The organism is Microbacterium rhizophilum (assembly GCF_039605615.1).
Lineage (GTDB): Bacteria > Actinomycetota > Actinomycetes > Actinomycetales > Microbacteriaceae > Microbacterium > Microbacterium rhizophilus.
On sequence record NZ_JBCNUN010000009.1, the window covers coordinates 117,954 to 137,709 of the forward strand.

Consider the following 19,756-nt stretch of genomic DNA (forward strand, 5'->3'; position numbering starts at 1 on the left):
CGACCGTGGTCCGTCAGCCTTCCGCCCGAGCGTGGACGGGCATCGCGGTCGTCGCGGTGCTCGCCGTCGTCGTGGGCGCGCTCGCCGTGATGGCGATGCAGCGGGTGTCGGCGCCGCCGTCCTCCGAGCCCGCCAGCGATGCCGACGGGACCGCGCCCCCGACGCCCGCGCAGAGCGCGCTGCCGACCCCGGTCGGCTCGGCCACGGCCCCGGCCGTCGTGCCGCGCGAGGCGGAGCGGTTTCTCGCCGCCGGGGTGAACGGCGTGCTGTGGCGCGTGACCGCCGGCTCGTGCCAGCTCGACATCCCGCCCGTGCTCGAGCGCTCGGGCGACGACGGCGTCACGTGGGCCGACGTCACGCCGGCGTACCGCGGCATCACCCAGGTGATGAGCCTGGAGGACTTCGCCGATGTGCAGGCCGAGGCGGTGGCGACCGTGCTCGACGACGCGTCGGCGGGTGATCCGTGCGATCCGCGGGCGATGCGCACGTTCAGCGACGGCTCCTTCTGGAGCGACTATCCCGAGGTGCTCGCGGCGCGCAGCTACCTGACCCCCGACGGCGTCCTGGTCACGCCCGGCGGCGAGACGGAGGCTCCGTGCGCCGAGCCGCGCAGCGTGCGCAGCTCGGGCGCCGTCGTCGCGCTCGTGTGCGACGGGCAGGTGTCGTGGTGGGACGGCGCGACGTGGACCGCGGAGGCCGTGCCCGCGTCGATCGCCGTGGCGGTCGGCGCGGAGGGCCTCTACATCGCGCACGTGGATCCGGAGTGCGACGGGGTGCAGCTGTCCCTCGTCGCCCCGGATGAGGAACCGGTTGCGGTCGTCTGCGAGACGGGTCTGGACCCGGCGCTGCCGCTCGCACTGGACGCCACCGACGCCGGATCGCTGTGGCTGTGGTCGGGCGACGAGGTGCGCTCATCCGGATCCGCCGTCGCGTCCGCCGGAGCGAGCTGACATGTCTCGCATGATGGTTCTCGGCCGCTGGGTGCGGTACGCGCTGCTCGCGGTCGTCGGCATCGCGGCGATCGCCTGGATCGTCACGATCCCGATCCGCGCAGAAGTCGTGAGCGCGCCGGCTCCCGCGGCGAGCGTCGAGCCCGCCGTCGTGGTGACGCCGACGCCGACCGCGACGGCCGACCCCCGCCGACGGTTCCTCGCGCTCGACGGCGGCGGTGTGCTGTGGCGCGGCACCGCCGGGTCGTGCGCCGAGGGCATCGCTCCGAAGCTCGAGCGCACCGCCGACGCCGTCACGTGGCGCGTCGCGACTCCCGGCGACGCGGCCGAGCTGCTCGCGCTCACCCCGGGTGACGCGGTCGACCAGGCGTCCGTCGTGATCGCGACCGGCGACGGATCCTGCACCGTCGCGGGGCGGCACACCAACTCCGAGGGCGACGCGTGGGAGGAGAGCCCGAAGGTGGACGTCCCGACCCTGCCCGAGGGGGCGCTCGCCGTCACCGAGGGCGGCTACGTCGCTCGCGAGACGGAGGGCTGCGACGGTGTCGCGTTCTCCGGCGATTCTTGGGAGACGTGCGAGACGGGGATGGACCCGGCGGATCCGATCGCGATCGACTACGCCGATGGCCGCCTGTATGTGTGGAGCGGCGACGTGCTGGCCGCCCTCGAGGTGGGTTGAGCGCCGCGGCCGTGTTAAGGTAGATCCTTGGTGCCCACTGCGGGCCCAGCGAACGTGAGCCCTCCACCGGCTGGTTCTCATCGAGAACCGCCCCGGAGTGGGATTCACGAACGACTCCGTTCGATAAGAAAGCAGCACTACTGTGACGCGCACTTACACCCCGAAGGCCGGTGAGGCCCAGCGCGAGTGGCTCGTGATCGATGCCACCGACGTCGTCCTCGGACGCCTCGCCTCGCACGCCGCCGCGCTCCTGCGTGGCAAGCACAAGGCCACCTTCGCTCCCCACATGGACATGGGCGACTTCGTCATCATCGTGAACGCCGACAAGGTCGCGCTCACGGGCCAGAAGCTCGAGCAGAAGAAGGCCTACCGTCACTCGGGTTACCCGGGCGGCCTCAAGGCCGTCTCGTACTCCGAGCTCCTCGAGAAGAACCCCGTCCGCGCCGTCGAGAAGGCCATCCGCGGCATGCTCCCCAAGAACTCGCTGGGTCGCCAGCAGCTCTCGAAGCTGAAGGTGTACGTCGGTGCCGAGCACCCGCACGCCGCGCAGCAGCCCAAGACCTTCACCCTCGACCAGGTCGCCCAGTAAGCGCCGGCATCCAAGGATTCAACGTGACTGACATCGACACTCAGAACTACTCGACGGAGACGCCGGCCACCGAGGCCGTCGACGCCCCCCGTCCCGTCCTCAACGTTTCCGGCGCCGCCGTGGGCCGTCGCAAGCAGGCCATCGCCCGCGTGCGCGTCGTCCCGGGCTCGGGCACGATCACGGTCAACGGCCGCACGATCGAGGACTACTTCCCGAACAAGCTGCACCAGCAGCTGATCAACGACCCGTTCACGGTGCTCAGCCTCGGCGGCGCCTACGACGTCGTCGCGCGCATCTCGGGCGGCGGCCCCTCGGGTCAGGCCGGCGCGCTGCGCCTCGCCATCGCCCGTTCGCTGAACGAGATCGACCGTGAGAACAACCGACCGACCCTGAAGAAGGCCGGCTTCCTCACGCGCGACGCGCGCGTCATCGAGCGCAAGAAGGCCGGTCTCAAGAAGGCCCGCAAGGCGTCGCAGTTCTCGAAGCGCTAAGGCGCACGAGGCTTCTATGCCCCTCTTCGGCACAGACGGTGTGCGAGGGCTCGCCAATGGCACCCTCACCGCCGACCTGGCTCTGTCCCTGGCCCAGGCGACCGCGGTCGTCCTGGGCCAGGGCCGTTCGGCCGAGGCCCGCCGGGCCGCGGGTCGCCGTGCGGAGGTCGTCATCGGCCGCGACCCTCGTATCTCAGGGCAGTTCCTGTCGGCTGCCGTGTCGGCCGGTCTGGCCGCATCCGGCATCGACGTCTACGACGCCGGCGTCATCCCCACCCCGGGTCTGGCGTTCCTCGTCGCCGACCGCGACGCGGACTTCGGCGTCATGGTGTCGGCGTCGCACAACCCCGCGCCCGACAACGGCATCAAGATCTTCGCCCGCGGCGGCGTGAAGCTCCCCGATGAGGTCGAGCAGCGCATCGAGGCCGCGCTGGACGCGCCCAAGCTGCTCCCCACGGGAGGCGACGTCGGCCGCATCCGCGTCTTCGCCGACGCCGAGGACCGCTACGTCCTGCACCTGCTGCAGTCGCTGCCGCACCGCCTCGACGGCATCCACGTCGTGCTCGACTGCGCGCACGGCGCCGCCGCCGGCGTCTCGCCCGAGACGTTCCGCGACGCGGGCGCCCGCGTGACCGTGATCGGCGCGGAGCCCGACGGCATCAACATCAACGACGGCGTCGGATCGACGCACCTCGACCAGCTCGCCGAGGCGGTCGTGCGCGCCGGCGCCGACATCGGCATCGCCCACGACGGCGACGCGGACCGCTGCCTCGCCGTGGACGCGCAGGGTCGCGTCGTCGACGGCGACCAGATCATGGCGATCCTCGCCGCCTCCATGCAGGAGCGCGGGGTCCTCAAGGACGACACTCTCGTCGCCACCGTGATGAGCAACCTCGGCCTGCTGATGGCCATGCGCGAGCGCGGCATCGCGGTGCTGAAGACCGCGGTCGGCGACCGGTACGTGCTCGAAGAGATGAACGCCGGGGGCTACTCGCTCGGCGGCGAGCAGTCGGGCCACGTCATCATGAGCGACTTCGCCACGACCGGCGACGGCCTGCTCACGGGCCTGCACCTCGTTGCCGAGATGGCGCGCACGGGCAAGTCGCTCGCCGAGCTGGCCTCGATCATGACCGTCTACCCGCAGGTGCTGATCAACGTCCGCGACGTGGATCGCACGCGCGTCTCCGACGAGGGCGTGCAGGACGCCGTCCGCGCCGTCGAGACCGAGCTCGGCGACAGCGGCCGCGTGCTGCTGCGCGCCTCCGGCACCGAGCAGCTCGTGCGCGTGATGGTCGAGGCCGCCGACGAGACGACGGCCCAGCGAGCGGCCGAGCGGCTGGCGGACATCGTGCGGGAGCGGCTCTCGCTATAGGGCTCTGGGCGGCCGGGTGGTTCGACTCCCTCGGTTCGGTCGATCGCTCAACCAGTGCGACACTCGTCGCTCAACCGGCGAGAGTCACGAGGGGCGGCGGCGGGACCGCCAGTGTCCGTCCACCTTTCGCCCCCGCCGGATGTGGGGGCCCACCCAGACCTCGCCGGGGCGCGATTCCGGCACCGGTGCGCGATCCTGAACCGGGTTCGCCCACGCCCATCCCCCACGGTCGGCGCGCTCCGTGCGGAGAGGCGCATGAAACGTCCCCGACCCGTCGTCGCCTGCTGCGCGGCCGGCGAGGAGGTTGTCGATGATGCCGATCACGACGTGTTGCAGCCCGGGATGCGCGGCGGGGTGAGGCCGCTCCTCGTCCGCGATGCGACGCGCGTCGACGAGCACCTCGGAGATGAGCTGCATGGGGCTCCGCATTCCCCAGCCCGCGAGCTCCGCGACGAGATGCTCCCGGGTGAGCAGGCGGTGCTCGAACTCACCGTTGATCGAGAACGCCATCTCGCCATCATTGGGCTGGAACGTCTGGGGGACGACGTCGTACATCGGAGCGAGCTCCACTCGCCCGTCGAGGAGGTGCAGCAGCGAGATGTTCTTGGCGTGAAGATCGAGGTTGCCGAGCGCCACGGACAGGACGACCATGCGGGCAAGGGTCCGCCGGTCCTGCCTGCCCAGGTGCGAGGCGACCTCGCCGAGGCCCCGTCTGCGGTCCGGGGCGTACCTTTCGTACTTCTGATTCTTCGAAAGCCCGAGGACCTGATTGAAGTCCTCCTGGTGAACGCGGTTCTGGGGGATGTCCGGGGACCGGTCGTACCGCTCGATCACGAGCGCCGTGAGGCCGGCGAACGCCTCGAGGGTCGTCGCGAAGCCCGCGAGCTGCAGTCGTCGGGCGAACCTGCTGCCGTACTCCTCATCGAAGATCATGCTTGGATACCGCGGCACGATGGGCTTGACGATGTGCGTCGACGGATACCCGTCGAGAGCCTGCGCCCATCCGTCCGGAGTCCTGACGAGCACGATCTTCGTCTGGACTCCGGGGAGCGAGGTCTTGCCGCGACGCCCGTGCGCGTCAGCGGGCTTGTTCCCCAGGGGAGTGCGCGAGACGTCTTCGAGAAGCGTGCGGACGTCCGCCTCGCTGAGAGGCTGCAGTGCAGGCGTCGAGGGCTCGCCCGGTGACTCGGGATCCCAGATCTGGAGGGCCCCCGCGACGTCGCGTCCGTACACGCGCAGCAGGCCGACCACGTCGTCCTCGGCGAGTCCCGCCTGTCGGGCGAGCGCTTCCCGCTGGTCTCCCTCCGGCAGCAGCTCAGAGAAGAAGTTCCTGGCGCGCTGGCGCGACGCCGTCGTAGCCGGCGAACCGAGAGGGATGGCGAGCGAGAGGATGGTGCTGTTCAGGCCGAAGCGCTTGATGGCCGCGTCGTGCGCGACGAAGTCGCCCGTCGCGGCGACGAGCGTGCCGACGAGTTCTCCGTAGAGCTCGACCCGCAGGTCACCCACGGTGCGCAGCCTCGTCTGGGACGTCGACGTACATGACCGCGCCGACTTCGTCGAGAAGTTCAAGGATGCGGACGAGGACCTTCGCGTTCTTGCCCGACTCGAGCTCCCAGATGTACCGCTGACTGATCTCGAGCCGCTCCGCGAGCTCTTCCTGCGTCAGGCCCGCCCGTACCCGCGCCTCGCGCAAGGTGAGACCGAGGATGCGGGGATCGGTGATTCGTGCCCTGTCCATCGGCTCCCGCCTCACTACGTTTTTCTCATTGTAGCTCAAAACTACGAAAATGTAGTCACATGCTAGAACTACGTTTTCGTAGTCCAGCCGAAGCTCGGCGTTGCGCTCCTACGCCCAGCCGAGCTCCTCGATGTAGCGGAGCATGACGCCCTCGCGGAGCGCCCAGGGTGAGACCTCGAGCTCGTTCACGCCGAGGGCCTTCATGGCCTCGTGCAGCACGACCGCGCCCGCCGTGATCTGCACCGTGCGCTCGGGCGTGATGCCCGGCAGCTCCTTGCGGACAGCCGCGGGGATCTTCGCCAGGCGCGGGATCCACTGACCCAGCGACTGGCGCGGCAGCACCATGCGCTCCACGCCCGACCAGCCGGGACGCGGATGCCCCGCGAGCTTCGCGAGCGAGCGGATCGTCTTCGACGACCCGACCACGTGATCCGGCTTCGGCCGGCCCTTCAGGTGCTTCGCGACCGGCGCGAGCGTCTCGGCGGCGTGCTCGCGCAGCTTCGCGACAGCCTTCTCGCCCGGCGGATCCTCCATCAGGTACGCCAGCGTCATCCGGCCCGCGCCGAGCGCGACCGATTCGGCGTAGTCGGGGAGGTCCTCGTCGCCCGCGGCGATCTCGAGCGATCCGCCGCCGATGTCGAACAGCAGGATGCGTCCCGCCGACCAGCCGAACCAGCGTCGCACCGCGAGGAACGTGAAGCGCGCCTCGGTCTCGCCGCCCAGCACCTGCAGCGGCTGGCCGAGAGCCTCCTCGATGCGCGCGATGACCTCCGGGCCGTTCGCGGCCTCGCGCACGGCGGAGGTCGCGGTCGGCAGCAGCTCTTCGACGTTCTCGGCCGCGGCGAGGTCGCGGGCGAGGGTCACGGCGGCCACGAGGGCCGTGACGCCCTCCTCGGAGATCGCGCCCGCCGGCGTCAGGTACCGCATCAGGCGCAGCACCGTGCGATGGCTGGACGCGGCGAGCGGGCGGCCGCCGGGATGCGCCTCGGCCACCAGCAGGTGGACCGTGTTGGATCCGATGTCCAGAACTCCGAGGCGCATGGGGTCAGGGTATCGGCGCGGGCTTCTCGACCTGCACGCGCGGCAGTCGCCAGACCGCGGGCACGCACAGCGCGGCGAGACACACGACGAGGTAGACGACGGCGCTCGTGCCGAAGACATTCGCGGCGCCGAACGCCACCGCGAGGGGGCCGTACGCGAGCTGTCCGACCGGCATCGCGGCGAAGGATCCGAGCGCATCGTAGGACGACATCCGCGACAGCATCTTCTCGGGGATGTTCTCCATCATCGCGAGGTTCCACCCGAGGCCGAACACCTGCATCCCCGCCCCCGCAGCCGCCATCGCGAGGATCAGTGGGATCCGCTCGGGCCAGACGGACAGCATCAGCAGCGGGACGGACATGAGCGCCATGCCGATCATCCCCGCCCGCAGCGGATGCCGCAGCGTCATCCGCATCAGGACGAGCGTCATCAGCAGCAGTCCGACGGCCTCGGCGGAGGCCGCGAGGCCCCATCCGCCGATGCCGATCGTCTCGGTCTGCTTCGCGAACGCCGGAGCGAGCACGCCAATGGCACCGGTGTGGATAGCGTTGAGCACGAAGAACGCCGCGACGATCACCCAGAGCCACGTGGTGCGGCGGAACATCGTCCAGCCCTCGCGCAGCTCGCGGACCAGGCTGGGTGACGCGGCCGGCTGCTCGCGCGACGGGATCCGCACTCCCGCCAGCAGCACGGCCGCGATCAGCCAGGTCGCCGCGTCGATCGCGAGGGCCCAGCCGCCGCCGACCCCCACCACGAGCGCCGCCGCGACCGACGGTCCGAGGATCGTCAGGGCGCCGCGGCTCATCGACAGCAGGAGGTTCGCCTCCTTGAGGTGGGCCGGAGTCACGAGCTGCGGCACCAGTCCCTGCATCGCGGGGAACGTCGCCGCTGAGGCCACGCCGTGGATCGTCGACAGGACCACGAGCATCCAGATCTCCGCGACGCCCGTCAGGACCAGCGCGGCGAGCGACGCCTGCACGAGACCGCTCAGGACGTTGCCGAGCTGGATGACCACGCGACGCGGGAAGCGGTCGGCGATCACGCCGCCCACCAGCAGCAGCGCGACCATCGGAATCGTGTGCGCGGCGATCACCTGGCCGAGCGCCGTAGGGGAGTCGGAGACCTCGAGCAGCGCAAACGCCAGGGCGATGTGCGACATCGCACTGCCCGCCATGTTGACGAAGCGGCTGGCGAAGAACCAACCGAAGTTGCGCTGGCGCAGGATCGCGGCGCTCTCGCGGAAGCCCATCCGCCCATCCTCGCCGACGCGGGAGCGCTCGGGTCGTCGCCGCGGCGGCCGATACCATGGGTCCGATGAGCGCTGCATCCTTCCTCCCGACACAGCTCTCGCTGTACGGCGAGATCGCGCGCGAGGACTGGTCGCGCCTCGCGGCGGGCATGGATCAGCCGCTCACCGAGGCCGAGGTCGTGCAGCTGCGGGGCCTCGGCGACCGCCTCGATGTGACCGAGGTTCGCGAGGTGCACCTGCCGCTCAGCCGGCTGCTGTCGATCTACGCGAAGACGACGCGGCGCCTCGGCAGCGAGGTCAGCGGCTTCCTGGGCCGCGACGACTCGACCACGCCCTTCGTCGTCGGCGTGGCGGGATCCGTCGCCGTCGGCAAGTCGACCATCGCCCGCCTGCTGCGCGAGCTGATGAGCCGCTGGTCGGACACGCCCCGCGTCGAGCTCGTCACCACCGACGGCTTCCTGTACCCGAATGCCGAGCTCGAGCGGCGCGGGCTGATGGAGCGCAAGGGCTTCCCCGAGTCGTACGACCGGCGCGCGCTGGTGGACTTCCTCACGAAGGTGAAGAGCGGCGTCGAGGAGGTGCGCGCGCCCTTCTACTCGCACATGAAGTACGACATCATGCCCGACGCGCACGTGGTCGTGCGCCGGCCCGACGTCGTGATCGTCGAGGGCCTCAACGTGCTGCAGCCGCCGCCCGCGCCCAACGACGTGGCGATCAGCGATCTGTTCGACTTCTCGATCTATGTCGACGCCGACGCGGCGCACATCGAGCAGTGGTTCATCGACCGGTTCAAGGCGCTGCGCGCCGCCGCGTTCTCGAACCCCGCGTCGCACTTCAACGTGTTCGCGCACCTCACCGACGCCGAGGCCATCGAGACCGCGCGCGGGTACTGGAACGACATCAACTTGCCGAACCTCATCGAGAACGTGCTGCCGACCAAGCACCGCGCGTCGCTCGTGCTGCGCAAGGGCGCGGATCACTCCGTCGAGTCGGTGCTGTTGCGCAAGCTGTAAGGGCCAGGGCGTCGGCGCGCGTGACCAGCGGCGGCCGCGCGCGCTTCTCTCAGAAGTGCGCCATAGGATCGACCACATGTGCGGAATCGTCGGATACGTCGGTCCTCGGGACAGCCAGGACATCCTGATCGCGGGCCTCGCCCGTCTGGAGTACCGCGGATACGACTCCGCGGGCATCGCGATCATCGACGGCGACGGATCCCTGCACTCGGCGAAGAAGGCCGGCAAGCTCGCGATGCTGCGCGAGGAGCTCGCCGAGCGGCCCATCGCCGCGGGCACGACGGGCATCGGCCACACCCGCTGGGCCACGCACGGCGGCCCCACCGATACCAACGCTCACCCGCACCTGGCGGACGACGACAAGCTCGCCGTCATCCACAACGGCATCATCGAGAACTTCTCGGCGCTCAAGGCCGAGCTGGGTGGCGAGGGCTACACGTTCCGCAGCGAGACCGACACCGAGGTCGCCGCGGTGCTGCTGGGCCGCGAGTACCGCGCGCACGACGGCGATCTCGTCGCCGCGTTCCGTGCCGTCGTGAACCGCCTCGAGGGTGCGTTCACGCTGCTCGCGATGCACGAGGACCAGCCTGGCCTCGTGGTCGGCGCCCGGCGCAACTCGCCGCTCGTGATCGGCCTCGGCGAGGGCGAGAACTTCCTGGGATCGGACGTCGCGGCGTTCGTCGAGCACACGCGCAACGCGCTCGCGATCGGCCAGGACCAGATCGCCGCGATCACGCCCGAGGGCGTCACCGTCACGGACTTCGCCGGCAACCAGGTCGAGCCCGAGCCGTTCGAGGTGAAGTGGGACTCGAAGGCCGCCGACAAGGGCGGCTGGCCGAGCTTCATGGCCAAGGAGATCTCCGAGGAGCCCGAGGCCGTCGCCAACACGGTGCTCGGCCGCGTGCACGACGACCAGGTCGTCATCCCCGAGCTCGACGGCATGGACGAGCTGTTCCAGGGCATCTCGCGCATCGTGATCGTCGGCGCCGGCACCGCCGCGTACTCGGCCTTCGTCGGCAAGTACGCGATCGAGCAGTGGGCGCGCATCCCGGTCGAGGTCGAGCTTGCGCACGAGTTCCGCTATCGCGACCCGCTGGTCGGCCCCGACGTGCTCGTGATCTCGATCAGCCAGTCGGGCGAGACCATGGACACGCTCATGGCCGTCAAGGAGGCCACGCGCCTGGGCGCCAAGACCCTCTCGATCTGCAACACGCAGGGCGCCACGATCCCGCGCGAATCCGACGCGGTCGTGTACCTGCACGCCGGCCCCGAGGTCGCCGTGGCATCGACCAAGGCGTTCGTCGCCCAGATCACCGGCCTGTACCTGTTCGCGCTGCACGTCGCCCGCGTGCGCGGCACGGTGACCGCCGAGATCCAGGCGGACGCGATCCAGGAGCTGCACGACCTGCCCGAGAAGATCCGCTGGATCCTCGACAACGAGCAGGAGCGGATCACGCAGCTCGCGCACTGGATGGCCGACACCCGCTCGGTGCTGTTCCTCGGCCGCCACGTGGGCTACCCGATCGCGCTCGAGGGCGCGCTCAAGCTCAAGGAGATCTCCTACATCCATGCCGAGGGCTTCGCCGCAGGCGAGCTCAAGCACGGCCCCATCGCCCTGGTCGAGCCGGGTCTGCCCGTGTTCGTCGTGGTGCCGTCGCCGATCGGCGCACCCGAGCTGCACTCGAAAGTCGTCTCGAACATCCAGGAGATCCGCGCGCGCGGTGCCCGCGTCATCGCGATCGCGGAGGAGGGCGACGCCGCCGTGCTGCCGCACGCCGACGAGGTGCTGCGCATCCCGCTCGCGTCGCCGCTGTTCGAGCCGATCCTCGCCGTCGTGCCGCTGCACATCTTCGCGATGGGGCTCGCCAACGCCAAGGGCCTCGACGTCGACCAGCCGCGCAACCTCGCCAAGTCGGTCACGGTCGAGTAGGCCGGATGATCGTCGGCATCGGGGTCGATCTGGTCGACATCCCGCGGTTCGAGCGCACGGTCGAGCGCACGCCGAAGCTGCTCGAGCGCCTGTTCACGGCGCACGAGCGCGAGCTGCCGCTGCGCTCGCTCGCGGCGCGCTACGCGGCGAAGGAGGCGCTGATCAAGGCGCTCGGCGGATCCGACGGGATCCACTGGGTCGACATCGAGATCGCGCGCCTCGGCGAGAGCCTGCCGCCGCGCTTCGCGCTGTCCGGATCGACCGCCGAGGTCGTCGCGGCCCGGGGCATCGGCACGCTGCACCTGTCGCTGTCGCACGATGCCGGCCTGGCGATCGCGTACGTCGTGGCGGAATCGGGCGGCGCCGCGGACGACGCCGAGCCCGTCGAGGGCGGCCTCGACGTGCCCGAGCCCGAGGACCCGGAGGAGCCCCGGTGACGGGGATGCGCGAGGCGCGCATCGACCTGACCGCGATCGAGCACAACGTCCGCACGCTGCGGGAACTCACCGGCACGCGCGAGTTCATCTCGGTCGTCAAGGCCGACGGCTACGGCCACGGCGCCGCCGACGTCGCGCGCGCCGCGCTCGCTGGGGGAGCGACCCGCCTGGGCGTCGCCGACCTCCGCGAGGCCGTCGCCCTGCGCGAGGCGGGCGTCGCGGCGCCGGTCATCGCGTGGCTGCACGCGCCCGACGAGACGTTCGCCGCGGCCGCGGCGCACGACATCCAGCTCGGCATCTCGAGCCTGGACCAGCTGAACGCCGCCGCGACCGCCGGACCGCTGACCGTGCACCTGAAGCTCGAGACCGGCCTCAGCCGCAACGGCATCGCCCCGCAGGACTGGGCGACGGTGTTCGCCGAGGCCGCCCGCCTCGAGCGCGACGGGCTCTTGCGCGTGGACGGCGTCTTCAGCCACCTGTCGAACACCACGCCCGACGACGACCGCGTGCAGGTGCGCCGCTTCGAGGTCGGCGTCGCCGCGGCCGAGGCCGCGGGCCTGCGCCCGAGCGTGCGCCACCTCGCGGCGACCGCCGCGGCGATCGACCTGCCCGAGGCGAGGTTCGACGCCGTGCGCGTCGGCATCGGGATGTACGGCCTGTCGCCCTTCGCCGACCGCCCCCCGGCCGACCTCGGCCTGCGCCCCGCCATGACGCTGCGCGCCCGGGTGGCCGCCGTCCGCCGCGTGCCGGGCGGCCGGGGCGTGTCGTACGGCTACGCGCACCGCACGAGCGGCGACACCACGCTCGCGCTCGTGCCGCTCGGGTACGGCGACGGCGTGCCGCGGCAGGCATCCGGATCCGGTCCCGTCCTGCTCGCGGGGGAGCGCTTCCACGTCGCCGGCCGGATCGCCATGGATCAGTTCGTCGTCGACGTGGGCGATCATCCGGTGTCGGTGGGCGACGAGGTCGTGCTGTTCGGCGACCCCGCGACCGGCGCTCCGTCCGCGGATGAGTGGGCCGACGCCGCGGGCACCATCAACTACCAGATCGTCACCGGCATCGGCGCGCGCGTGCCGCGGGTGGTCGCGTGATCCCCGACGCGCTGCTCGGCCGCCACGAGATCGCGACGTCGGCCGACATGGAGGCGCTGGGCGAGCGGATCGGATCGAGTCTGGTCGTCGGCGACCTGATCGTGCTGACGGGGCCGCTGGGCGCCGGCAAGACCACCCTGACTCGCGGCATCGCGGCGGGCCTCGGCGTGCGGGGACCCGTGCAGAGCCCGACGTTCGTGATCGCCCGCACCCACCCGTCGCTCGTCGGCGGAGCGCCCCTGGTGCACGCCGACGCGTACCGCCTCGGCTCGGCCCTGGAGCTCGACGACCTCGACGTCGACGTGGACGGCTCGGTCACGATCGTGGAGTGGGGCCGCGGCAAGGTCGACGGCCTCCGCGACACCTGGTTCGACATCGAGATCGAGCGCCCGGTCGGCGCCGCCGGCTCCCCCGAGGACCTCGACCTCGACGCTCCCCGCGTGGTGACGATCGCGAGGGCGCAGGCGTAAGGCTTCCGGCCGGTCCTGTCCCCCGAACGGCTGCCAGCCGAAAGGCCGACAGACGGCATGTATGCCCGCACGCCATCCTGATCCTGCGCGGCGTCGCGCGGAGATCGGGGAGTCGGACATGGGCACCATCACACGTTCCATCGCCGTGGTCGGCGTCGTCGTCGCGGCGCTGCTCGCGTCGGGCTGCGCGGTTCGCGACCCCGCGCCCGCGGGCGATGCGGCGGCGGCGGTCGAGCTGCCGGATCGCGACCTGCTCGAGCTGATGCGCGTGGCGGCGGCGATCGACTCGTGTCTGGCGGCCGGTGCGGACACACCGGATACCGGCGTGGACATCACCTGCCGACCGCGCGACGTGGAGGTGTCGGTCATCAGCCCGGACGCCGAGATCGCGCGGATGCCGCAGCGGGCGCTGGGTGGGGCGGTGGCGATCCTCGCCGACCAGTCGACGTGCACCTGGTACCTGCCGGTCGACGATGACCACGTCGTGTCGTTCTCGAACGGCGGGCCGATGATCACCGACTGCTCACCCGCCGAGGAGGCCGCCGCCGCGTTCGCCGAGCGAGCGCTGGCCGGCGACGAGACGCTGCTGCGCCCGGTGGCCGCGGAGCGCGTGACGGCGTGCGACGTCGTGGCGGCGGCCGGCTATACGCCCGTCGCCGACGACGACCTGATCGTGAGCTGCGGCGCGCAGGGGCAGGACTGGAGGCTCTCGCGCCTGTCGTCGATCTCCCCCGGACCCGCTGCCGATCGGGATCGCGACGTCCGGATCGACGGCACCGTCGTCTCCGTGCAGGACGTCGGCCTGGGCGGGTGCACGACGGTCTGGACGGGTCCCGACGAGGCCGGCGTCGGCCGGTACCCGATGGGCGGCCTCGCCGTGCCCGGTCGGTGCACGCCCGCGATCGACGAACTGCTCGCCGAGCTCGTGCCCGCGTTCGTCGCGGTCCGGCCCGCCGACGTCGACCTGTCGTCGTACCTGATCCCCGCTCCCGCGCAGTGACGCCGCGCGTCGGCGTCCCAGGCTTCCCGTCAGCATGCGTCGATACCCTGGATCGGTGATCCTCGCCATCGACACCTCGATCGGGTCGACCGTCGCGGTCGTCGAGCCGGACGGTGCCGTGCGCGCGGTCGCCCAGAGCGAGAACACCCTCGGGCACGCCGAGATCATCGGCACGCTGCTCGAACGCGCGCTGGATGAGGCGGGCGGCGGGATCACGCATGTCGCTGCGGGCATGGGCCCCGGCGCCTTCACCGGACTGCGGATCGGCATCGCCGCCGCGCGCGCGTTCGCGCTCGGCCGCGGGCTCCCGGTCGTGCCGGTGCCGAGCCACGACGCCGCGGCCCTGGGGCACCTGGACGCCGGGGCATCCGGCCCGTTCGCGATCGTCACCGACGCCCGCCGCCGCGAGAACGCCGTCACCGTGTACGACGGCGTCGACGGGCGCGGCCTGCCGCGCCGCGTCGCCGGGCCCGAGCTGCGCCCGCAGACGGCCGACCTGTCCGCCGACCCGCTGACGTCCGGCGCGGAGATCGTGCACGCCCCGTCGATCCGCGCCGCGGACGTCGGTCGCGTCGCGGCGCTCATGCTCGCCGCCGGATGGCAGCCCACGGGCGGGCTCGCCGAGACCGAGCCGCTGTACCTGCGCTCGCCGGATGTCACCGTCGGCCACGCTCCGAAGAAGGTGCGCGCGTGAGCATCCGGCCGGCGACTCCGGACGATCTCGGTGGGATCATGGCGCTCGAGCGCGCCTCGTTCCCGACCGACGCATGGTCGGAGCCCATGATGCGCGAGGAGCTCGCCGCCGAGCACACGCGCTACTACGTCGACGAGCTCGCGGGCCGCGTCGTCGGGTACGCCGGCCTGCGGGCGCTCCCCGGATCGCGCGACGCCGACGTGCAGACCATCGCCGTCGCCGAGGCCTCCCGCGGGCGCGGCCGCGGGCGCGCGCTGCTCACCACGCTGCTCGAGGACGCCGCGGGTCGGCGCGTGCGCGAGGTGTTCCTCGACGTGCGCGCGGACAACCCCGTGGCCCAGGCGCTGTACGCGTCGGAGGGCTTCGCCGAGCTCGGCCGCCGCCCCGGCTACTACCAGCCCGACGACGTCGACGCCGTCGTGATGCGCCTCGACCTCGAGGCCTGGGCCGCCGCCCGCACCCCCGACCCCGCCGACGCAGGAGCGTGCACATGACCGGCCCCCTCGTCCTCGGGATCGAGACGAGCTGCGACGAGACCGGCATCGGGATCGTCCGCGGCCGCACAGGCCCCGGCGAGCGGAACATCCTGCTCAGCAACACGATCGCCAGCAGCATGGACGAGCACGCCCGCTACGGCGGCGTCGTGCCCGAGGTCGCCGCGCGCGCCCACCTCGAGGCGCTGCAGCCCGCGATCGAGCGCGCGACCGCGGAGGCCGGCGTCACGCTGCAGGACGTCGACGCCGTCGCCGTGACGAGCGGCCCGGGCCTCGCCGGCGCGCTGATGGTCGGCATCGGCGCGGCCAAGGCCCTCGCGGTGTCGCTCGGCAAGCCGCTGTACGCGGTGAACCACCTCGTCGGCCACATCGCGGCGGACATCCTGGACGCGGATGCGCCGCCGCTGGAGTACCCGACCGTCGCGCTGCTCGTGTCGGGCGGCCACACGTCGCTGCTGCTCGTGCGGGATCTGACCGGCGACGTCGAGCTGCTGGGAGAGACCATGGACGACGCGGCGGGCGAGGCGTTCGACAAGGTCGCGCGCATCCTGGGCCTGCCGTACCCCGGTGGCCCCGAGATCGACCGCGCGGCGGCCGACGGCGATCCCGCCGCGATCCGGTTCCCGCGCGGCCTGTCGCGCGCGAGCGACATGGCCAAGCACCGCTACGACTTCTCGTTCTCGGGGCTGAAGACCGCCGTGGCGCGCTGGATCGAGCAGCGCGAGGCCGCGGGCGAGCCCGTGCCGGTCGCGGACGTCGCCGCGTCGTTCCGGGAGGCCGTCGTCGACGTGCTCGTCACCAAGGCGCTCGACGCGTGCGCGCAGCACGGCGTGCCGCGGCTGCTGCTCGGCGGCGGCGTGATCGCGAACAAGCGGCTGCGCGACGTCGCGGTGGCGCGGGCCGAGGCGGCAGGCGTGACTGTGCGGATCCCGCCGCTGAGCCTGTGCACGGACAACGGCGCGATGATCGCCGCGCTCGCCGCGGAGCTGATCGCGGAGGGACGGACGCCGTCCACGCTCGCGTTCGGCGCCGACTCGACCCTGCCGGTCACGCGGATCCAGGTGGCGGGAACGTCATGACGGACCCCGCGGTGCTGCACCCCGCCGATCCGGACGCCCAGGCGAGCTCGGTGCGTCCCGCGCGCACGGTTTCGCGCGACGCGGGGGCGGCGTCCATGCCGGTCGCGCCGCCCGCCGCCGCGCGTCGCTCGCGCGGGCGGCTCGCGACGTGGGCGCTCGCGATCGCGATGATCGGCCTCAGCCTGTCGTGGTTCGGCGCGTGGGCGCTGCCCGTGGCGATCGTCGCCATCCTGCTCGCGCTCGTGGCGCTCATCGCGCGCCGGGCGCAGCCGGGCCTGGCTTGGTGGGCGCTCGGCCTCGGCCTCGGCGCCGTGGCGTGCAGCGCGTTCTGGATCGCCTGGGGCATGCAGCGGGCGGCGGAGGCCGTGGGGGTCTGAGCAGTTCTTTCTAGGCCGCGCGTGATCGATCGCGTGTTTTTTTCTTGGCCGCGCGTATCGATCGCTCGACCGACGCTTCGCGCCGGCGCTCGCGATCGATGGCTGTCGCAGGCTCCATCCGCGCGCTGGTTGGCCGCATCCGCGGCACGGTCGCTTCGCTCCCCCATGGGGGACACCGGCCGACCCGGTTATCGAGCGGGCGCAGCGAGTCGAGATGACTCGCGTAGCCTCGCCCGCGCGCGGCCGAGAAGAGAACGCCTCAGGCGCGGGGGACGCGGTCGGCGAGGATCGCCAGGCGCTTGCCGCTCACGCGCGTGAGCAGCAGCGTCGCCGACTCCGGCCCCTTCAGCGCGAGGCGCTTGCGGAGCGCGGCGGGATCGATGTCGACGCCGCGCTTCTTGATCTCGAGCGTGCCGATGCCGCGGGCGCGCAGCGCCTTCGCGAGCAGCTTCGGATCGGCCGGCAGCACCTCGCGCACGCGGAAGGACGACACGAACGGGCTCGTTGTCGCCGCGTCGCCCGTGAGGTAGGCGATCCCGGGGGCGATCGGGCCGGCGTCCAGGGCGCGGGCGACCTCGCCCACGAGACGCGCGCGGATGACCGCGCCCTCGGGCTCGTGCACATACGCGCCGAGTTCCCGCACCGGCTCGTCCGGGGCATCGGCGGGCGCGGTGAGCTCGTGCGCCGCGTCGCCACGCAGCACCAGGGCGGACCGTCCCACGCCCGGCCGCGCGAGCGATCCGGTCCACACGACCAGCTCGACGGTCGAGCCGTCCACGCTGATCCACTGCGTCTCGACGTCGTCGCCCACGGGGAGGGCGTCGCGGTCGTGGCCGGGACCGAGTTTGACGCCCGCCGGCATCTGCGCCGCGAGCGCGAACACCCAGTCCAGCGGAGGGGAGTAGTCGGACACCGCGATCCGCGCGGTCTCGGAGTGACCGGCCGTGCGGCGCGCGGGATCGAGCCACACGGCGTCGACGCCCTCGAGGTCGACGTCCTGGGCGAGCGCCGAGCGCACCTCGACGTCGCTCCCGAACGGCGCGAGGTTGTACGCCGCGAGGGCCGCCGTGACGGGATCCGCGTCCACCGCCAGGACGCGCAGGCCCACGGCCGCGAACGCGAGGGAATCGCCGCCGATGCCGCATCCGAGATCCGCGACGCGGCCGATCGCGGCGCCGCGCATCCGGTGCGCGTGATGCGCGGACACGGACATCCGCGTCGCCTGCTCGAGGCCCGCGCGCGTGAAGAGCATGCGCGAGGCGAACTCGCCGAACTTGCCCGCCGCGCGCCCGCGCAGGCGCGCCTGGCCGACCACCGCCGACACCAGGTCGGGGGAGTGCCCCGCCGCTCGCAGCCGCGACACCGTGCGGGCGACGTCGTCGGCCGAGTCGGTCGCCTCGAGCGACTCGAGCAGCGCGAGCCCGTCGCGCGTGAGCAGGGCGTCGAGCTCGGCCGAATCCATCCGTCCAGCGTAGGCGGGTCGCGGGGGGGCGCTTCGGCTCGCTTCGCTCGCTCGGCGGCCGGGAGATGACGAAGGTTGGCACTCGCGTTGCGTGAGTGCCAGCAAGCCTCATACACTGCTCTTGGCACTCTCCCCAGGAGAGTGCAAACAGTCTTCCCGTACGAAGCACACGAAAGAAGAGGTACACCGTGTCGGTTTCCATCAAGCCGCTCGAGGACCGCATCGTCATCAAGCAGGTCGAGGCCGAGCAGACCACCGCGAGCGGTCTGGTCATCCCCGACACCGCGAAGGAGAAGCCCCAGGAGGGCGAGGTCGTCGCGGTGGGCCCGGGTCGCATCGATGACAACGGCAACCGCGTTCCGCTCGACGTCGCCGTCGGCGACCGCGTGCTGTACAGCAAGTACGGCGGCACCGAGGTCAAGTTCGGCGCCGACGAGTTCCTCGTCCTGTCGGCCCGCGACGTCCTGGCGGTCGTCGTCCGCTGAGACGCTGCAGTCCTCGAAGGGCCCGGATCCTCGGATCCGGGCCCTTCTGCGTCGGCGGAGTCGCTTGGCAGGAATGCCGCGATGGATGGCAGAGCCCGCGGCGCTTCGGGCCTCCGGGCCGGGCGTAGGCTGACTCGGTGACCCAGACTCCCCTCGCCCGCTCGAACCAGGGGGAGACCGCCGGCACCCTGTACGCGCTCGGTGCGTACGTGCTCTGGGGCATCCTGCCGCTGTACTTCGTGGCCCTCGCTCCCACCGGCTCGTGGGAGGTCGTCGCCTGGCGCGTCGTCCTCTCGCTCGTGTTCTGCGCGCTGCTGCTCACCGTCACGCGCGGCTGGGGCCGCTTCCTCGCCGTGCTGCGCCGTCCGCGCCTGGCGCTGCTGATGGGGCTCGCCGGCGCGCTCATCTACGTCAACTGGCAGGTCTTCGTCATCGCGACGCAGAGCGACCAGGTGCTCGAGGCCAGCCTCGGCTACTTCATCAACCCCATCACCACGGTGCTGCTCGCGGTGCTCGTGCTGCGCGAGCGCCTGCGCGTCCTGCAGTGGACGGCGATCGGCGTCGCCGCGGTCGCGGTGATCCTGATCATCGTGGCCTACGGTCGCGTGCCCTGGTACGCGCTGCTGCTGACGGCCTCGTTCGGCCTCTACGGCCTGGTGAAGAAGCAGGTCGGCGGCACGGTCGACGCGATCAGCGGCCTGGCGCTCGAGACGCTGTGGCTCGCGCCCCTCGCGATCGCCCAGCTCGGCGTCGTCGCCGCGACCACCGGCATCACGCTCGGCACGGCCGGCGCGTGGCACACGATCCTGCTGCTGTCGGCGGGCGCCGTCACCGCGATCCCGCTGCTGCTGTTCGCCGCGGGCGCGAGCCGCGTCCCGCTCGCGACCATGGGCCTGCTGCAGTTCGCCGGCCCGATCCTGCAGTTCATCGTCGGCGTCGCGATCCTGCACGAGCCGATGCCCGCGTCGCGCTGGATCGGATTCGCGATCGTCTGGGTCGCGTGCATCCTGCTCACGATCGATCAGGTGCGCTATGCGCGCCGCCCGCGGCCGGTGCCCGTCGTGGCGATCGACGGGGGCGTGTAGCCCGGATCGAGGGCCCCGCGAGGTCACCAT

At 72.0% G+C, this 19,756-nt stretch carries 22 protein-coding genes; 17 read left to right on the plus strand and 5 right to left on the minus strand.

What is annotated here, in order from left to right; all coding sequences use genetic code 11:
• Positions 1-5: 5 nt before the first annotated feature.
• From AAD528_RS14280 to glmM, 5 genes are all read left to right on the plus strand, one after another.
• Positions 6-950: a hypothetical protein gene (locus AAD528_RS14280; RefSeq protein ID WP_345752747.1), complete on the plus strand. Its 945-nt coding sequence runs from the start codon at positions 6-8 to the stop codon at positions 948-950.
• A gap of 1 nt (position 951) precedes the next feature.
• Positions 952-1,629 carry a hypothetical protein gene (locus tag AAD528_RS14285; protein WP_345752748.1) on the plus strand — a complete coding sequence of 226 codons (678 nt, stop codon included), beginning with the start codon at positions 952-954 and terminating at the stop codon, positions 1,627-1,629.
• 142 nt (positions 1,630-1,771) lie between these two features.
• Positions 1,772-2,218 (plus strand): 50S ribosomal protein L13, encoded by a 447-nt coding sequence (rplM, locus tag AAD528_RS14290; protein ID WP_221858776.1) that lies wholly within the window; start codon positions 1,772-1,774, stop codon positions 2,216-2,218.
• A 23-nt stretch (positions 2,219-2,241) separates the two neighbouring features.
• Positions 2,242-2,709 (plus strand): 30S ribosomal protein S9, encoded by a 468-nt coding sequence (gene rpsI, locus AAD528_RS14295; protein WP_375339632.1) that lies wholly within the window; start codon positions 2,242-2,244, stop codon positions 2,707-2,709.
• A 16-nt stretch (positions 2,710-2,725) separates the two neighbouring features.
• On the plus strand, positions 2,726-4,081 hold the full coding sequence (gene glmM, locus AAD528_RS14300; protein WP_345752749.1) for a phosphoglucosamine mutase: 1,356 nt from the start codon (positions 2,726-2,728) through the stop codon (positions 4,079-4,081).
• An 84-nt stretch (positions 4,082-4,165) separates the two neighbouring features.
• Here the strand turns inward: glmM and AAD528_RS14305 are convergent, their stop codons facing one another.
• The 4 genes from AAD528_RS14305 to AAD528_RS14320 form a co-directional block, all read right to left on the minus strand.
• Complete coding sequence (locus AAD528_RS14305; protein ID WP_345752750.1) at positions 4,166-5,587, minus strand: type II toxin-antitoxin system HipA family toxin; 1,422 nt, start codon at positions 5,585-5,587, stop codon at positions 4,166-4,168.
• Positions 5,580-5,819: a helix-turn-helix domain-containing protein gene (locus tag AAD528_RS14310; RefSeq protein WP_345752751.1), complete on the minus strand. Its 240-nt coding sequence runs from the start codon at positions 5,817-5,819 to the stop codon at positions 5,580-5,582. Before AAD528_RS14310 ends, AAD528_RS14305 begins: the two co-directional genes overlap by 8 nt.
• 108 nt (positions 5,820-5,927) lie before the next feature.
• On the minus strand, positions 5,928-6,860 hold the full coding sequence (locus AAD528_RS14315) for a Ppx/GppA phosphatase family protein (RefSeq protein WP_345752752.1): 933 nt from the start codon (positions 6,858-6,860) through the stop codon (positions 5,928-5,930).
• Positions 6,861-6,864: 4 nt separating this feature from the next.
• The gene (locus AAD528_RS14320; RefSeq protein WP_345752753.1) at positions 6,865-8,109 is read right to left on the minus strand and encodes an MFS transporter; all 1,245 of its coding nucleotides are present in this window, start codon (positions 8,107-8,109) and stop codon (positions 6,865-6,867) included.
• 56 nt (positions 8,110-8,165) lie between these two features.
• Between AAD528_RS14320 and coaA the strand changes: the two genes are divergently transcribed.
• The 10 genes from coaA (at position 8,166) to AAD528_RS14370 (ending at position 16,694) form a co-directional block, all read left to right on the plus strand.
• The gene (gene coaA, locus AAD528_RS14325; protein WP_345752754.1) at positions 8,166-9,122 is read left to right on the plus strand and encodes a type I pantothenate kinase; all 957 of its coding nucleotides are present in this window, start codon (positions 8,166-8,168) and stop codon (positions 9,120-9,122) included.
• A 76-nt stretch (positions 9,123-9,198) separates the two neighbouring features.
• Positions 9,199-11,052, plus strand: a complete 1,854-nt coding sequence (gene glmS / locus AAD528_RS14330) for a glutamine--fructose-6-phosphate transaminase (isomerizing) (RefSeq protein ID WP_345752755.1) — start codon at positions 9,199-9,201, stop codon at positions 11,050-11,052.
• 5 nt (positions 11,053-11,057) lie between these two features.
• Complete coding sequence (locus AAD528_RS14335) at positions 11,058-11,489, plus strand: holo-ACP synthase (protein ID WP_345752756.1); 432 nt, start codon at positions 11,058-11,060, stop codon at positions 11,487-11,489.
• A 5-nt stretch (positions 11,490-11,494) separates the two neighbouring features.
• Entirely contained in the window at positions 11,495-12,580 is a 1,086-nt protein-coding gene (alr, locus tag AAD528_RS14340) for an alanine racemase (protein ID WP_345752810.1), read from the plus strand.
• 47 nt (positions 12,581-12,627) lie between these two features.
• Positions 12,628-13,050, plus strand: coding sequence for a tRNA (adenosine(37)-N6)-threonylcarbamoyltransferase complex ATPase subunit type 1 TsaE (tsaE, locus tag AAD528_RS14345; RefSeq protein WP_345752811.1), 423 nt, complete (start codon positions 12,628-12,630; stop codon positions 13,048-13,050).
• A 118-nt stretch (positions 13,051-13,168) separates the two neighbouring features.
• Positions 13,169-14,050 (plus strand): hypothetical protein, encoded by an 882-nt coding sequence (locus AAD528_RS14350; protein ID WP_345752757.1) that lies wholly within the window; start codon positions 13,169-13,171, stop codon positions 14,048-14,050.
• A gap of 55 nt (positions 14,051-14,105) precedes the next feature.
• Positions 14,106-14,744, plus strand: coding sequence for a tRNA (adenosine(37)-N6)-threonylcarbamoyltransferase complex dimerization subunit type 1 TsaB (tsaB, locus tag AAD528_RS14355; RefSeq protein ID WP_345752758.1), 639 nt, complete (start codon positions 14,106-14,108; stop codon positions 14,742-14,744).
• A complete protein-coding gene (rimI, locus tag AAD528_RS14360) occupies positions 14,741-15,238 on the plus strand; it encodes a ribosomal protein S18-alanine N-acetyltransferase (RefSeq protein WP_345752759.1) in 498 nt (165 codons plus the stop codon). Before tsaB ends, rimI begins: the two co-directional genes overlap by 4 nt.
• Positions 15,235-16,317: a tRNA (adenosine(37)-N6)-threonylcarbamoyltransferase complex transferase subunit TsaD gene (tsaD, locus tag AAD528_RS14365; protein ID WP_345752760.1), complete on the plus strand. Its 1,083-nt coding sequence runs from the start codon at positions 15,235-15,237 to the stop codon at positions 16,315-16,317. The genes rimI and tsaD overlap by 4 nt, the downstream gene beginning before the upstream one ends.
• Positions 16,314-16,694, plus strand: a complete 381-nt coding sequence (locus tag AAD528_RS14370) for a hypothetical protein (RefSeq protein ID WP_345752761.1) — start codon at positions 16,314-16,316, stop codon at positions 16,692-16,694. The genes tsaD and AAD528_RS14370 overlap by 4 nt, the downstream gene beginning before the upstream one ends.
• A 259-nt stretch (positions 16,695-16,953) precedes the next feature.
• Here AAD528_RS14370 and AAD528_RS14375 read toward each other — a convergent pair whose 3' ends face one another.
• Complete coding sequence (locus AAD528_RS14375) at positions 16,954-18,156, minus strand: class I SAM-dependent methyltransferase (RefSeq protein ID WP_345752762.1); 1,203 nt, start codon at positions 18,154-18,156, stop codon at positions 16,954-16,956.
• A 188-nt stretch (positions 18,157-18,344) separates the two neighbouring features.
• Between AAD528_RS14375 and groES the strand changes: the two genes are divergently transcribed.
• Both groES and rarD read left to right on the plus strand, forming a co-directional pair.
• Positions 18,345-18,641 (plus strand): co-chaperone GroES, encoded by a 297-nt coding sequence (gene groES / locus AAD528_RS14380; RefSeq protein ID WP_017203655.1) that lies wholly within the window; start codon positions 18,345-18,347, stop codon positions 18,639-18,641.
• A gap of 137 nt (positions 18,642-18,778) precedes the next feature.
• On the plus strand, positions 18,779-19,726 hold the full coding sequence (gene rarD, locus AAD528_RS14385) for an EamA family transporter RarD (RefSeq protein WP_345752763.1): 948 nt from the start codon (positions 18,779-18,781) through the stop codon (positions 19,724-19,726).
• Positions 19,727-19,756 lie beyond the last annotated feature (30 nt).